General features: G+C 44.1%; 14 protein-coding genes, 1 other RNA gene and 1 pseudogene. 11 read left to right on the forward strand and 5 right to left on the reverse strand.

Annotated features, from left to right (window positions below):
- The first annotated feature begins 362 nt into the window (after window positions 1-362).
- The 3 genes from IT233_04235 to IT233_04245 are packed head-to-tail and all read left to right on the forward strand — an operon-like array spanning window position 363 to window position 2,036.
- Entirely contained in the window at window positions 363-848 is a 486-nt protein-coding gene (locus IT233_04235) for a hypothetical protein (protein ID MCC7301833.1), read from the forward strand.
- Window positions 849-876: 28 nt separating this feature from the next.
- A complete protein-coding gene (locus tag IT233_04240; protein ID MCC7301834.1) occupies window positions 877-1,089 on the forward strand; it encodes a hypothetical protein in 213 nt (70 codons plus the stop codon).
- An 11-nt stretch (window positions 1,090-1,100) separates the two neighbouring features.
- A complete protein-coding gene (locus tag IT233_04245; protein MCC7301835.1) occupies window positions 1,101-2,036 on the forward strand; it encodes a hypothetical protein in 936 nt (311 codons plus the stop codon).
- 167 nt (window positions 2,037-2,203) lie between these two features.
- Here the strand turns inward: IT233_04245 and IT233_04250 are convergent, their stop codons facing one another.
- Both IT233_04250 and IT233_04255 read right to left on the reverse strand, forming a co-directional pair.
- Window positions 2,204-2,470: a type II toxin-antitoxin system RelE/ParE family toxin gene (locus IT233_04250; protein MCC7301836.1), complete on the reverse strand. Its 267-nt coding sequence runs from the start codon at window positions 2,468-2,470 to the stop codon at window positions 2,204-2,206.
- Window positions 2,470-2,667 (reverse strand): hypothetical protein, encoded by a 198-nt coding sequence (locus tag IT233_04255; protein ID MCC7301837.1) that lies wholly within the window; start codon window positions 2,665-2,667, stop codon window positions 2,470-2,472. The genes IT233_04250 and IT233_04255 overlap by 1 nt, the downstream gene beginning before the upstream one ends.
- 413 nt (window positions 2,668-3,080) lie before the next feature.
- On the opposite strand from IT233_04255, the pseudogene IT233_04260 reads away from it, so the two are divergent.
- Window positions 3,081-3,644 (forward strand): annotated as a pseudogene (locus tag IT233_04260) (DNA methyltransferase).
- A gap of 323 nt (window positions 3,645-3,967) precedes the next feature.
- Here the strand turns inward: IT233_04260 and IT233_04265 are convergent.
- Together IT233_04265 and IT233_04270 are read right to left on the reverse strand one after the other, a co-directional pair.
- A complete protein-coding gene (locus IT233_04265; protein MCC7301838.1) occupies window positions 3,968-4,537 on the reverse strand; it encodes a hypothetical protein in 570 nt (189 codons plus the stop codon).
- A gap of 104 nt (window positions 4,538-4,641) precedes the next feature.
- Window positions 4,642-5,712: a hypothetical protein gene (locus IT233_04270; GenBank protein ID MCC7301839.1), complete on the reverse strand. Its 1,071-nt coding sequence runs from the start codon at window positions 5,710-5,712 to the stop codon at window positions 4,642-4,644.
- Window positions 5,713-5,961: 249 nt separating this feature from the next.
- On the opposite strand from IT233_04270, the gene IT233_04275 reads away from it, so the two are divergent.
- The gene (locus tag IT233_04275; protein ID MCC7301840.1) at window positions 5,962-6,567 is read left to right on the forward strand and encodes a hypothetical protein; all 606 of its coding nucleotides are present in this window, start codon (window positions 5,962-5,964) and stop codon (window positions 6,565-6,567) included.
- A gap of 157 nt (window positions 6,568-6,724) precedes the next feature.
- On the opposite strand, the gene ssrA is transcribed toward IT233_04275, so the two are convergent.
- Window positions 6,725-7,091, reverse strand: a transfer-messenger RNA (tmRNA) gene (gene ssrA / locus IT233_04280).
- A 91-nt stretch (window positions 7,092-7,182) separates the two neighbouring features.
- On the opposite strand from ssrA, the gene IT233_04285 reads away from it, so the two are divergent.
- The 6 genes from IT233_04285 to IT233_04310 all read left to right on the forward strand — a co-directional run bounded on the left by IT233_04285 (window position 7,183) and on the right by IT233_04310 (window position 13,521).
- Window positions 7,183-8,385 (forward strand): alanine dehydrogenase, encoded by a 1,203-nt coding sequence (locus IT233_04285; GenBank protein MCC7301841.1) that lies wholly within the window; start codon window positions 7,183-7,185, stop codon window positions 8,383-8,385.
- A gap of 26 nt (window positions 8,386-8,411) precedes the next feature.
- Window positions 8,412-9,440, forward strand: a complete 1,029-nt coding sequence (locus tag IT233_04290) for a tryptophan 2,3-dioxygenase (GenBank protein MCC7301842.1) — start codon at window positions 8,412-8,414, stop codon at window positions 9,438-9,440.
- A gap of 50 nt (window positions 9,441-9,490) precedes the next feature.
- Window positions 9,491-10,279 (forward strand): outer membrane beta-barrel protein, encoded by a 789-nt coding sequence (locus tag IT233_04295; protein ID MCC7301843.1) that lies wholly within the window; start codon window positions 9,491-9,493, stop codon window positions 10,277-10,279.
- A 145-nt stretch (window positions 10,280-10,424) separates the two neighbouring features.
- Window positions 10,425-12,197, forward strand: coding sequence for a hypothetical protein (locus IT233_04300; GenBank protein ID MCC7301844.1), 1,773 nt, complete (start codon window positions 10,425-10,427; stop codon window positions 12,195-12,197).
- A 94-nt stretch (window positions 12,198-12,291) separates the two neighbouring features.
- On the forward strand, window positions 12,292-12,603 hold the full coding sequence (locus IT233_04305) for a hypothetical protein (protein ID MCC7301845.1): 312 nt from the start codon (window positions 12,292-12,294) through the stop codon (window positions 12,601-12,603).
- A gap of 45 nt (window positions 12,604-12,648) precedes the next feature.
- Complete coding sequence (locus tag IT233_04310; GenBank protein ID MCC7301846.1) at window positions 12,649-13,521, forward strand: hypothetical protein; 873 nt, start codon at window positions 12,649-12,651, stop codon at window positions 13,519-13,521.
- Window positions 13,522-13,523 lie beyond the last annotated feature (2 nt).

Below are 13,523 nucleotides of genomic sequence, written 5' to 3' on the forward strand. Positions count from 1 at the left end.
ACTTTGCCCTTTTCTTTCGGGGGTTGACTCGTTTCCGTTTCTTGACATCGTCTATCATCTCTGTCAGAGTTTTGTTACCATCTCAAAGAACTTTATCTTTATACCCTGTGGTAACGCAGGACACACGGCAGCACCTAACAGGCGTTTGGCTCAATGGCGGGTGAAGTGGTTAATTGAACATTCTACCTCGTATCAACTTTTGTGGTGTATTGACAGTTTTGTGCTCCGAAATCCGCCACTGCGCCAAGCGCCAAAACGTTATGCGTAATAATTGTTGACCGACAATTATCACTTTCTCTTATGACATTTATCATTATTCACTTGAATGATATCACCGATTTTTGATAAAAAATAAAATCAACATGGATCAGACACATATTCACTTACTGATAACCCACCTTCCAATTTTCGGTTCTATTTTGGGCGCACTTGTTTTAGCGCACGGACTTTGGACAAAAAGCAATCCAACAATAATTGCCGCTTACAATCTTTTCATAATTTCTGCAATTGGTGCAGGTATTGCCTACCTGACGGGTGAAGGAGCGGAAGAGGCGGTTGAAAAAATTCAAGGTGTTGCAGAAAACATGATTGAACAACACGAGGACTTTGCACTATTTGCCATAGTGTCGTTAATTATTTTAGGTGCTGCTTCTATTGGAGGATTACTCCTGACTATTAAAAAATCGAGGTTGACAAATACTATTGCCATTGTAATTCTGTTTATATCGCTGATTAGTTTCGGACTTGTTGCCCGGACAGGTTATTTGGGCGGACAAATAAGACACACCGAAATAAACAGCACAGCAACCACAACACAGGGACAGAATGAAGAGGGAGAGGATGATTAAATAATCACAATCTAATAATAACATCAACATGAAAAAAACACTTTTTTTATTTGGTTTAGCATTAACATTGTTAATTGCTTGCAAAAACACCACGAATCAACCCGAAAACCAAAATACAGAAACTGCACCAATCCAGGATACCGCTGTGAACAAACAGACAGGTAATCTGACAGACACTGCTCAAACAACAAAGGAGCAAGGGGAAAAGGAAGAGAAAGAAGAAAAGGATAAAGACGATTAGTTCCGAAAAACATGAATATTCCAACAGAAAGAATAGGTTTTAAAAAATTGCTTGGAATAGCATTTCTGCCTTTTGCATTTTGCTTCTTATATTCTCTCGCTGTCTTTACTTTGGAGGAATCGTTTGGTGACCACTTTTATTCCATTTCACCTCAAACAGGAAGCGTATTAGGAATTGCTGTTGCTTTCTTTTTAGGTTTCAGAATGAATTCTGCCTACGACAGATGGTGGGAAGCAAGAAAAAATATTGGCGAATTAACCTACAATAGCAGGACTTTTGCAGGTAAAGTGTGCACATATTTTTGCAATAAGGAAAATTTAAACAGTGAATTTAAAACTCAGAACTATATTATTGGCAAAACACTTTTAGAATTATTGTGTTTATATATTGTTCAGCTCAGAAAACAACTACACAATCTTTCCGATATTGACTCCAAAAGTATTGATATAGACAATAATTTATCTTTTATATCAACTGTAAAAAATAAACCTAATCATATTTTACAAACAATGAGCCAGAAGATTGAGAATTCAATTGGCAAAGAATGCTCAATGGAAAAATATGATTTGATGGTTCTGCTAAATAAATTCTATGAAATTCAAGGCAAATCAGAAAGAACAAAGAATACACCTTTCTTGAATATTTATAAAGCGTTTACTCGGTTAATAGTCATTTCTTATGTTTTACTTCTTCCTTTCTTTATGGGCGATATAGATTTAGGTGGAGAAAATAGTTATTGGGAATTATTGGCAATTCCGGTAACAACATTAATCGGCACAATATTTCTCACAATTAATAAATTATCAAATTTATTTGGTGATCCTTTCAGCCAAGCAGCTACTTCTTTCCCGTTGACAACGATTACCGAAAATATTTCAACAGAGGTCAATGATGTTATTAATTACTTCGACTTTCTGGCAACGGAAAATAAAGCAACAAACAAATAATTACTACGCATAACAGCAAGTTTGCGCTATGCGGGCAAAATCGTAAATTTGGTGTGCGGATTTTCTACGAGCATTTGTCTTGGCAGACAAATCCTTCTCCGAAACCCCGCACTTCGCAAGCCCGCGGAACGTTAGTGCTTATGCCGTTCTAACGGCTCCCTGAAATTCTAAGGAAATAATTTATAGATATCCTTTCTATTCGCGATTCGTGCAAACTGAACTACGTTTCCGTCCACAAAAATGCCAATCCGATAGTCTCCGATCCTTATTCGGTATGCATTCTTAAATCCGGCAAGTTTTTTTACTCCTGAAATTTCTGAAAGGGTAGAGGAAGATTCAACTTTTTCAATGGTCTTGGCGACCGAATCTTTAACATGTTTGACCTTAAGCTTGTCGAGATCTTTACTGAACCTCTCCAAAAACTCGACCTTCATTAGGACTTAAGCTTTTTCATAATAGAATCTCTGGACACCTTTTTGCTACGATCGGTCTGCTTCATTAGCATCGACATTCCAGCATCCTCAATTTGCTCTTTTTCCATGACGGTAGAGCTAAATCCAAGCTTTTTAAGAAGATCTGCCAGAAACCGAATTTCTGCTTGATTTTTTGGTGTAATAACGAGGGCTTTCATGGTTCTCTTGATGTACTACAAAGATAAGGAATTCCGGCACAAGCACTAACAGCGGTTTGGCTCCAGACCTTTTTTTGATTAATTTTAATGGCCCGGTCCACCTTCGCTAAAGCTTCGGTGGACGCGGTCGGCACGGCGCCAAACCGCAGAACGTTATAGGGCATTGTTAGACGACCGACAAACCATCGAAATATCGACAGACAAAATGAAAGACAGCCGACCCTTCGCAAAATTAAAAGAGGTGCTTTGCCAGCACACAAGCCGCCACAAAAGCACCACATTTAATTTTGCCCGACCGCTCCAAAAGCCCACCCACCACCCGACATGCAGACCGTTGACAATTTGACTGCAACTTTCAAGACAAAAACGGTTTAAAAACTTAACTTTACGACCTTAACGAATTGACAATATAAATGGCACATAGAGATTTATCAAAAGCTAAAAACGGAAAGAACGATGAGTTTTATACGCAATACCACGACATAGAAAAAGAAATGACCGCGTATAGAGACTTTAATCCAAATGTATTTCGTGGCAAAACCGTCTTGTTACCTTGTGACGACCCTGAGTGGAGTAATTTTACAAAGTTTTTTGCTCAAAATTTTGAACGATTTAAACTTAAAAAGTTAATCAGCACAAGCTATGCTGTGGAAAGCAAAAATTACAAAAGCAATTACCAACCAACACTTTTTGAAGTAAATGATCCTCAATATGACGAAAAAAAGACCAGGATAAATGGTAAAATATTTACATTGACAAGAGATAAGTCAGGAGACGGAAAAATTGATGTGAATGATTTAGAATGGACTTATTTAAAAGGTGACGGTGATTTTAGAAGTGAAGAAATAAAAAAGCTAAGAGATGAATCTGATATTATAGTTACCAATCCACCATTTTCATTATTTAGAGAATTTTTAGCGTGGATAATTGAGGCCAAGAAAAATTTCGTTATTATCGGAAACATGAATGCTATAACAATCGGGCAGTATAAACCATACAGGATGGCCGTGAGAGGATGGCATGCCGACACAAGTTTTCTTTTCCGCAACCTTTTCTGACTCATCCCATTCTCTGGCGGCCACGTTCCAACGGATTCCTATGCATTCGTTCCCATCCCATAACAGTTTTGCCACCGAAAAGGAATCCTCGCCACCATCAAATAGGACCGCTACCATTTCGACGTAATCCTTTGGGCTGGTTACATCTCTTGGATTACAATATATCATGACATTTATTTTTGATTGACAGGTTTAAGCGACCACCTAGATGACCACGGCGAGTGGCATAAAGGCGACCCGGCTTATCTTCTAATCTGGTATACTTCTATCTCGATTGCCGGAATATCGCCCGTGACGACGCTTGGTATGGCAACGTGTCTGATTATGAAAATCTCGGGGGTCAAATCCCCCATCACGTCGTAAAGGAAAAAATCGGCAAGTTCCCTTTCGCCGGCGACTTTCATTTTAACCGTGTCCCCGTTTGAAATAACGCTTAGGAAAGTCTCCCATTTGGAGGCAATATAAGTTGTGGAAACAGAAACGCCATCGTGTTCCCTCGTCTTGACAACGCCTTCGCCCTGCGCCGCGCCAGGGTTATCTGCTCTGTCGTCGTAAGTGTAGTTGAAGGTTTCCAAGGTGTCAAAACAATTGAAGTGCTGTCCTTTTTCTAAATATGCTTTTTTAATGCTTTGAAGCGTCATTGCACTATCGGAAATTAGAGACAACAGGGTATCCTGGCCAACGCTATAATGCTTCCAATAAAACAATGAATCTGCCTGTAATTCTACGTGATTCTTGAAAGCGGTGAAGATAATCATGTCGCCCTTCGCGAGGCATACGCTTGCTCTGGTGTCCAGCAATTCCGAAGCCACAAGCCGAATTTGCATTTCTTTCGTTCGAGAGGGGGCCGAACATCCGAACCATACCGCACACAGGACCACAGGCGATAGAAAAAGAATCCGTGATTTTTCCCTGTTCATTTTTTCTTGCCCTTAGCCTTCCAATCATACAACGGAACATCGTCGGGAAGCTTGTTCTTTTTATAGTACTCCACGATATTTTTCTCGTTAAAAATGAACGTTGTTTGCTTTCCAGCTTCCAACCTGACAACATATGGTGGGTTTTTCACTTTCCCTTCCTGCTGCAGCCAGAAATAAGCCCTAGCCATCTTCCATGTGGCGTCCTTTTTGGCCGCAGCTGATAGCTGATTCAAGTCGCCCCAGTATCCCTGACGAAGAAAACCAGGATATGGATTTACCGTTGAGGTCGTTTCATCATGGCCGTTTTGATTTTCTATGATGTTTTCAAGTGTTTGCGCGCTGCTTTCCGAGAATGAGTCCAAGACACATTCGGAACGCTTCCTCATTTCCTCAAAATGGCGATAGCTCCGAATGCTTATAAACGTCTTTTCTCCAGGTAAAAGCGAAAACGTTTTTACCGTTTTTCCAGCGCCGTAATCGCCAAGGAAAGAACAGGTTTTATAGTGCAAGACCAATACGATGGTCGGTTTCGGGGTTTTGGGGCGGGGCATGAAATGTATGACCGGCCTCCCCCATAAATTTCTTCGAATAATGGGCCTCTTGCCCTTTACCGACTGGTTTACTATTTCAGACAGGTTAATGTCCGATATAGTCGCGTCTTCATTTTCCTTCACCGAGGTCCTGAGCGTATCGCCTCTAACTTCCGATTTAGTAGCAATAGAACTTATAACCGGTTGTTGGGACAGATAAAAACTATTAACGAATAGCGGATTAGGGGAGCCTCCTAGCAGGGCATCGTTGACCAACTGCGTTATCTGGCTTGCAGGAAGTTCGCTTAGCACATCGAACAAATTTCCCACAGGAGGGTTATTTGTCTCCGGCTTGAAGCAAGCGGGATTTACGTTCAACTTGATGTATCCGGACGAGTCAAAACACGTGGAATCGGGAAGCTTATAGTTCAGGATTGAAGCCTGGCCGTCAGGGTCAAGCTTGATAAACGGTTCTTTGTCAATACAGCTTGACGGGTTAGGGTCCGGAACCGGAAGCGGAAGAGGAGTGACTGCCATGGAAAAGATTTTAGCAGTAAATTTTTATTGGAAGAAAAAGGGGAAACAAGGCACGAAAACCTTGCATTCCCCCAACGCAACAAATGTATAATTTGTTTCCAAGGAGCCAAATTTTCCACGGTAAAAGTTTTAAACAGTTTGCTGCGGAGGTTCGACCCTAAATTTGGAAGTAATAATTTCATATGGCGGATGTTCCGTTCATCGATGATGCCACCTAATCATACATGTAACAAAGAATATACAACTAATATGAATAGAAAAATTGGTATTTACAGTTCACTTATTAATGTTTCAAGTGTAGCTGCCTTTTCATTGTGTATGATTATTGATTCATACTACTATTCATTTCTGGTGTGTATGTTCATCGCATTTAGTTTCATCCCTATAATTTGTGCCTTTAGCCATTATTGCAATAGTGATAAGAAGGTGGCGGGTAATATTGCAATTGCATTCGCTAGTATATATGCGGTGATCATTTTTATTGTTTATTACGCACAAGTAACTACTGTTGCATTCGGAAATTTAGATGATCAGGTCTCTCAAATAATTGATTATTCAAAGTTTGGATTATTTTTTAATTATGATTTGTTCGGTTATGGAATCATGTCTCTTGCTACTTTTTTTGCGGGGTTAACCATCAATATAAGGTCGAATGCAGATATATGGTTAAAATGGCTTTTAATTATACATGGTGCTTTCTTTGTGGGTTGCTTTATTATGCCAATGCTTGGTTTGTTTGGCCCAAATACGCAAGGAGCAGACTGGATCGGGTTTGTAGTTTTGGAATTTTGGTGTATTTATTTTATTCCTATTGGCGTTCTATCATTTATACATTTTAAAAAGAAGACTGAGTAAATTAGCAAATTGGATATGTTTTATTGTTTTTAAGCGGTGTTTTTGATATTTGTGGATTAATTGATACAACTAAAGGTATAGGAGCAATTTTTTATGCGCCTGGTGGACTATGGGAATTAATAATTTTTCCAGCATGGCTTTTTATAAAAGGATTTAATTGTGGAGCCGGGCGGAATCGAACCGCCGTCCAATCAGGGAAGAGATAAGCCTTCTACATGCTTAGCGCATTTTGATTGTAGGGAAAGGTCCGTCAAATACGCCAACCTAACCTCTCCTTAGTCCCTGATATTGCACAACTACGGAACACTCATTGCACAAACCCCGATTTTATGGAGCTCCTGATCGGGACGCTACAGGGTGGCGCTTCCCGGGGAGCTAAGGCTAGCTAATACCTGGTATTAGGCAGCCATGGCGTAGTTTGTCTCGCCATTTAGAGTTGTGAGAATTGATATTAACGTGCTGCACTCCCAACGCACGACATGCTTACTTACCTTTTCATCCTGCTGTCAAAACCGGTCGGCCCCAATAGTGTAGGATGTTTTCAAAGAACTTCCTTCAAAGATACAAAAATCGTACCTTCGGGCTCCTGCCTGACAGGCTGACACTCATTGAGATATGAAAATCGCCGTTTTAAGAGAAGGTAAAATGCCCCGCGACCGCAGAGTGCCGTTCACCCCGGAACAATGTGCCGCCATTCCGGCCATCTTCCCGGGTACCACCGTTTGTATCCAGCCCAGCGAATGGCGCTGCTTTCCGGACCAGGAATACAAGGATGCCGGAGTGGATGTACGGGAAGATATCAGCGCCTGCGATGTGTTCATGGGCATCAAAGAAGTACCTAAACAGGACCTCCTCCCGGAAAAAACCTATTTCTTCTTTTCCCATACCATTAAAAAACAACCGCATAATAAAACACTCATGCAGGAACTGCTCAAAAAAAAGATCCGCATGATTGATTATGAAACCCTCACCGATCCGGATTTGAACCGTATCCTCGGCTTTGGACATTATGCCGGACTCGTGGGCGCCTACAACGGAATAAGGGGATACGGATTGCGTTACAATCTCTTTTACCTGAAACCCGCAAACCAGTGCCACGACCGCCGGGAAATGGAAAAGGAACTGAAAAAAATCCGGCTCCCGAATATCAAAATTGTAATCACCGGAAACGGACGCGTTGCCAACGGAGCCATCGAATTGCTGGGAATGCTGAAAATCCGCCGCATTACTCCCTACGAATTCACGCAGTTCTCCTTCCGCGAGGCAACTTATACGCAGCTGCATTCCTACAATTACAACGAAACGAAAGACGGATCGCCCTGGGATACGCAGCACTTTTATTCTCATCCGGAAGATTTCCGCTCCACCTTTGGAAAATATACTCCGCACTGCGATCTTCTGGTACACTGCTCCTTTTGGGATCCGCGTGCACCCCGGCTTTTCAGCAAAGAGGATATGCGCTCCCCCGGCTTCCGCATAAGTGTGATCGCCGACGTAACCTGCGATATCGACGGCTCCATCCCCTCTACCACCAAGCCTTCTTCTATTCAGGAACCGTTCTATGGCTACGATCCGGTAACCGAACGAACGGGAGAACCGTTCGCCAATCAAAGCATAACCGTAATGGCCGTGGATAATCTTCCCTGCGAATTGCCCAGAGACGCGTCGGAAGGCTTCGGCAAAGAACTGATCGAAAAAGTACTTCCCGCACTCACCGGAAAAGATGAACCCGGCCTGCTGGCCCGTGCTACCATTTGCCAAAATGGAAAACTAACGCCGCGCTTTGAATATTTGACCGATTACACTCAACCTGTTTAGCCTCTCCGTTTCTCAATATCCCTTCTATGTCCGTCCACTACTCCGACTACCTGCAACTCGATAAAATCCTGAAATCCCAGGATCCGGAAAGCGATAAAACAGGCGTTGAAGCCCATGATGAAATGCTCTTCATCATCATTCACCAGGCCTATGAACTCTGGTTCAAGCAAATCCTCTTTGAAATTGATTCCGTAGGGAAAATCATGAACAAGCCCGCGGTGAACGACAACAGCAATGAATTGCAAACGGTTGTTCACCGTACAGACCGCCTGATCACCATTCTTAAAGTTCTTGTACATCAGATTGACATCATGGAGAGCATGACGCCAATGGATTTCCTGGACTTCCGTGATCTTTTACGGCCGGCATCGGGCTTCCAGAGCTGGCAGTTCAAGATCACCGAGGCGAAACTGGGATTGAAATTTCAGCACCGGCACGGACAGGAATATTATATCTCCCAGCTTCGCAAGGAACATGTAGAAATGATACGCGAAGTGGAATCGCGGCCCACCCTGCTTGAACTGGTGAATGCCTGGCTGGAACGCATGCCCTTTTTTGATGATCATACGAACTGGGACGGATTCCCCGCACCCGACGGAAAAATGCATTCGTTTTGGCGTACGTACAGGGAACTTTATGAAAAGAGCCTCGCCGAAGGCGAAAAACAGAACCTGAAATGGTTCGACACGGTATTCTTTTCGGAGGAAAAGGAACCGGAAAGAGGACTTTCCGCAAAAGCCTGCCGCGCCGCCCTGTTCATTATGCTTTACAGAGGCTACCCCCTGCTTCACCAGCCCTTTCGCCTGCTTCAGAACCTGTTGGAAATAGATGAGCAGCTCAGCACCTGGAGATTCCGGCATATGAATATGGTGCACCGTATCATCGGGATGCGAACCGGCACGGGAGGAAGCACCGGAAAGGAATACCTGAAAGGTGCCCTGGAAAAACATTATATCTACAAAAACCTGGCAGCCCTTACCTCCTTTCTGATCGAACGGAGAAAACTGCCGAATCTTCCCAGAGAAGTGGAAAAACGACTCGGATTTTCGCTCTGAAATGCAACGATCCGCTTAGTTTCTACATCTTTACCTCAAACCCCTCAAAAATGAAAAAACTGCTCTTCCTTCTTTTTTCCGCTTTCTTTCTTAACGCTGCCGCCGGAGAGGATCTTTTTCTCCGCGCACTGAAAGGAAAAAAATCTTCCGGCGGAAATACGTACATCGTTATTGGCGCACGGGGCGGACCCATGGCCACCTGGTTTTTCAATAAAAATGTGATTGACGATGACGGAATACAGCAAAAATTTTCCGGAGGAGCTTACGGAGGCGGAATGCTGGGACTGCATCTGACAGAAATGGTAGCCATCAACGGAGAATTCCTCTTTGCTTCGTATAACCGCAAATGGGCCAGCGGAATTGATACGCTCAGCTGGACATCCAGAACCAACCTGAAGTATATGGAGATCCCTGTGCTGCTGCACCTGGATTTTGAAGGATTTAAATACCTTGAACTTGGAATCAAATTCGGTATCCTGAATTCTGCCAAAGAAAGTTTTGACTCGGACTATCTTTCCTATTCCAACGAAGATGTGAAAAAGTACTTTTCCGGTAACAGCAAAGCACTCGTTTTCGGCTGGGGAACCGGCCTGTTTGGATCCGGCGGACTCCTGCTCAGCACAGGAGTTCGGCTTACCTACGGACTGGATGATATTATCAGCGACGAAGGCGGACGCGGTGACGAATATTATCCCATGGCAGACCCCACAAAACCTAAATCGTACCAGAAAACCAACCTTATTACTGCCGCCTTTCATCTCTCCCTGGACTTCGATCTGGGATGGGTAGTAAAATCAAGTTGCGGAAGGAATTATAAGTTCACGCTTTTCCAGCATTGATGTATGCCTTCTCGAGTATATACTATGACAGAAATAATATATACCACAACGTTGCGAAAAACCTTACCCAGTGGTATGGATATAATCTTCGCCTGCTGAACCGGGTTGAGATCAATGCCAGCATAGGTTTCCTGTTATACTGAACATGCGGAAAACAAAACTTCTATTCCGGCTCTTTTGCGTCAGTTGGTTCCTTCAGGGAGCGGTACTTTCTCAATCCATTCACCAGGAACAGTCGGAACTGTACCGGGCCTTTAACCTTACTGCGGAATCTCAATGGGATTCCCTTCGCGCACAGCATGCTTCTTCTCCTGTACAGCCTGCCCCGTACTCCCCTTCTCCCCGCTCCGCCTGTACCTTACAAAAACGTGTTTTCGGATGGCACCCCTACTGGATGGGAAGTACGTATAACAACTATAACTGGTCGCTGATCTCCGACCTCTCGTACTTTTCCTACGAAGTAGACGCCGCCACAGGCAACGCCGTTACCACCCATAACTGGAGTACCGCCGCAGTGGTTACCGCCGCCCAGGCCAACGGAGTACGGGTCAATCTCTGCGCCACTCTTTTCTCCTCCCACGCCACGTTCCTCACCAACTCCACAGCAAAACAAAACTTCATCAGCACAATCATTGCTCTGGTTCAGCAAAGAAATGCCAACGGATGCAATATCGACTTTGAAGGCGTGCCTTCATCCCAAAGTGCCAACTTCACCGCCTTCATGATCAGCCTCTGTAACCAGATGCATGCCGCCATTCCCGGTTCCGAAATATCTATCGCCCTGCCGGCTGTAGACTGGAGCAACGTGTACGACGTAGGGGCGATGGTGGGATATGTTGACCTTTTTATTATCATGGGCTACGACTACTACTGGAGCGGCAGCACCACAGCCGGCCCTACCGATCCTTTGTATAATTTTGAGACTTCGTATAATTATACTCAGCCGAAATCCATTACGTATTATCTGAACGACGGAGTTCCGCCCAGCCAGCTGCTGCTCGGAGTGCCCTACTACGGACGTGAATGGCCTACCTCTCTTCAAACAATTCCCTCCCCGACAACTGCCAGCGGCACAGCCAGAATTTACAGCTACGTTCGCAACAATCCGGGCACCTACAGTGCAGCGCTCTGGGATCCCAACAGCTTCACTCCCTACTACTCCTTTTACACCACCCAATGGAACCAGTGCTTCATCAACAGTTACTATTCACTCGGTAAAAGATACGATGCAGTAAACCAGCTCGGGATCGGCGGCATCGGCATCTGGGCACTCGGATATGATGACGGATTTTCCGAACTCTGGAATACGATTGAACAAAAATTTACTGACTGCCGGATTATACCCTGCACTGATACCATTTATGATACCGGAGGCCCGAACCGGAATTATTACGACAAAGAGGATTACACCTTCACCCTTTCTCCCACCAACACTGCCTCCTTTACCGTGCAGTTCAGCAGCTTCAGCACCGAAGTAAATTACGATACACTCTGGATATGGGACGGACCCGGTACCAACTCTCCGCTTATTGGATTCTATCACGGTACTTTTTCTCCCGGTACCTTTTCCTCCTCCGGACCCTCGCTCACCTTCCGCTTTAAGTCGGATCCGGGTATCGTGCAGTCCGGCTATTTATTTACCTACCAATGTTCCATGGTTGGAACTGAATCAGCAGAAGTATCCATGGCTCCTGCGCCATGGCCAAATCCCCTCGCAGCCGGTGAGGAACTCTTCCTGGGAACCCCCGACGGAACTCCCTGCCGCCTCATTAATCCGGCCGGGCAAACCCTGTTTTGGGGCATCACTTTTCAAGGAAAATTCCGAATTCCAGGTAATATGGCGGAAGGAATATATTATATTGATTATCAATACAATGACAATATTTCAATGCATAAATTGATGATCCTGAGCAGATGATATGTTGATAAATATCATAGTGCATTATGATGTTCGTCATAATAACAGAAGCATTGAAAAAGGATTTTTGGCCATAACCTGAAAAGATCCTGCCATGAACAACAAGCCAGAATTCGCCCCGGACACTGCTTCACACACAGCCACAGCACTCTCTTATTGGGAAGAGATGGAACAGCAACGGTTCGGACTGGTTCCGGTCATTTTGCTTATCATCGGTTGCCTGGGAGGAGTGGCCGCCGGATTTGCCAATGATGCCGGAGTATTGCCATTGCTTCTTGTTTTACTTCCAACCATGGTTGCCATGTGCATCATACTGGCGGTAATGAAAATGAAGTTTATTGTTCAGTCCTCTTCGGTAGCGGTTCTGATTGATCTGGCCATTATACTTCTCTACGCATTTTCCTGAATAACAAGGGAGTAAACACGCAGTTTTCTTATTAAATTTGGAAGGATGAGACCACTCATCCTTCTTTTTTTTATTCCGTTCGCTTTACAGGCCCAGGAGGTGATGAAAGCCCCGTTCACCCTGCTTGGCCCCATCGGTTCACCCGTGTATTACGATCTGAAATCAGCACTGCGTGATGCAGACCAGTGCTACAAACTCGATCTCGGAAAAGTTGCGATTGATACCGTGAAACAGTTTCCCCGTATCGGAGAACTGAAAAATTTGCAGGTGCTGTCACTTGAATATAATCAGCTCACCCGTCTGCCGGATGAATTTTCGAAACTTAGCGCCCTGCTGTATTTCTCTACAAGAAACAACGCGCTGAAGTCGCTCCCGCGCGGCTTTGGAGATCTTTACTCTCTCATGTATCTCGATCTGCAGAACACGGCACTTGACTCTCTGCCTGCCGAGCTGGGTTATCTTAGCCGGCTGAAGATCCTGCATGTTCACAACAATGTTACAGATACATTGCACCTTGCTTCCTCTCTTGGTCACCTGCCCGCTTTGCAGGATCTGCTTATTTATAACTGTCTGATTGATACACTCCCCCCTGATATCAGAAATCTGAATAGCTTAAAAAGACTCACGCTGGTTAAATGCGGAATGGATTATATTCCTGCGGAGGTAGGAAAAATCAGGGAACTGCAGATCCTCATTCTCGAACATAACAAGATCACGCACTTTCCAAAAGAACTTTGCTACCTTGATAAACTTGAATTCCTTTCCTTGCGAAACAATCACCTGAACAAGTTGCCCGATGAGATCTGTTTTCTTACCAGCCTGGGAGTGCTGGATCTGCGGGGAAACAATTTTACAGATCACCAGATAGAAGTATTACGCATCCTACTTCCCAAAGGCTGCCAGATTATTACTAAGTAAAT

The organism is Bacteroidia bacterium, assembly GCA_020852255.1.
Taxonomy (GTDB): Bacteria; Bacteroidota; Bacteroidia; order JADZBD01; family JADZBD01; genus JADZBD01.

Coding starts and splice junctions, on each gene's coding strand:
- IT233_04285 (MCC7301841.1), top strand. CDS start 7,183: ATGAAAATCGCCGTTTTAAGAGAAGGTAAAATGCCCCGCGACCGCAGA.
- IT233_04255 (MCC7301837.1), bottom strand. CDS start 2,667: ATGAAAGCCCTCGTTATTACACCAAAAAATCAAGCAGAAATTCGGTTT.
- IT233_04300 (MCC7301844.1), top strand. CDS start 10,425: ATGCGGAAAACAAAACTTCTATTCCGGCTCTTTTGCGTCAGTTGGTTC.
- IT233_04235 (MCC7301833.1), top strand. CDS start 363: ATGGATCAGACACATATTCACTTACTGATAACCCACCTTCCAATTTTC.
- IT233_04275 (MCC7301840.1), top strand. CDS start 5,962: ATGAATAGAAAAATTGGTATTTACAGTTCACTTATTAATGTTTCAAGT.
- IT233_04240 (MCC7301834.1), top strand. CDS start 877: ATGAAAAAAACACTTTTTTTATTTGGTTTAGCATTAACATTGTTAATT.
- IT233_04250 (MCC7301836.1), bottom strand. CDS start 2,470: ATGAAGGTCGAGTTTTTGGAGAGGTTCAGTAAAGATCTCGACAAGCTT.
- IT233_04310 (MCC7301846.1), top strand. CDS start 12,649: ATGAGACCACTCATCCTTCTTTTTTTTATTCCGTTCGCTTTACAGGCC.
- IT233_04305 (MCC7301845.1), top strand. CDS start 12,292: ATGAACAACAAGCCAGAATTCGCCCCGGACACTGCTTCACACACAGCC.
- IT233_04270 (MCC7301839.1), bottom strand. CDS start 5,712: ATGGCAGTCACTCCTCTTCCGCTTCCGGTTCCGGACCCTAACCCGTCA.
- IT233_04290 (MCC7301842.1), top strand. CDS start 8,412: ATGTCCGTCCACTACTCCGACTACCTGCAACTCGATAAAATCCTGAAA.
- IT233_04295 (MCC7301843.1), top strand. CDS start 9,491: ATGAAAAAACTGCTCTTCCTTCTTTTTTCCGCTTTCTTTCTTAACGCT.
- IT233_04245 (MCC7301835.1), top strand. CDS start 1,101: ATGAATATTCCAACAGAAAGAATAGGTTTTAAAAAATTGCTTGGAATA.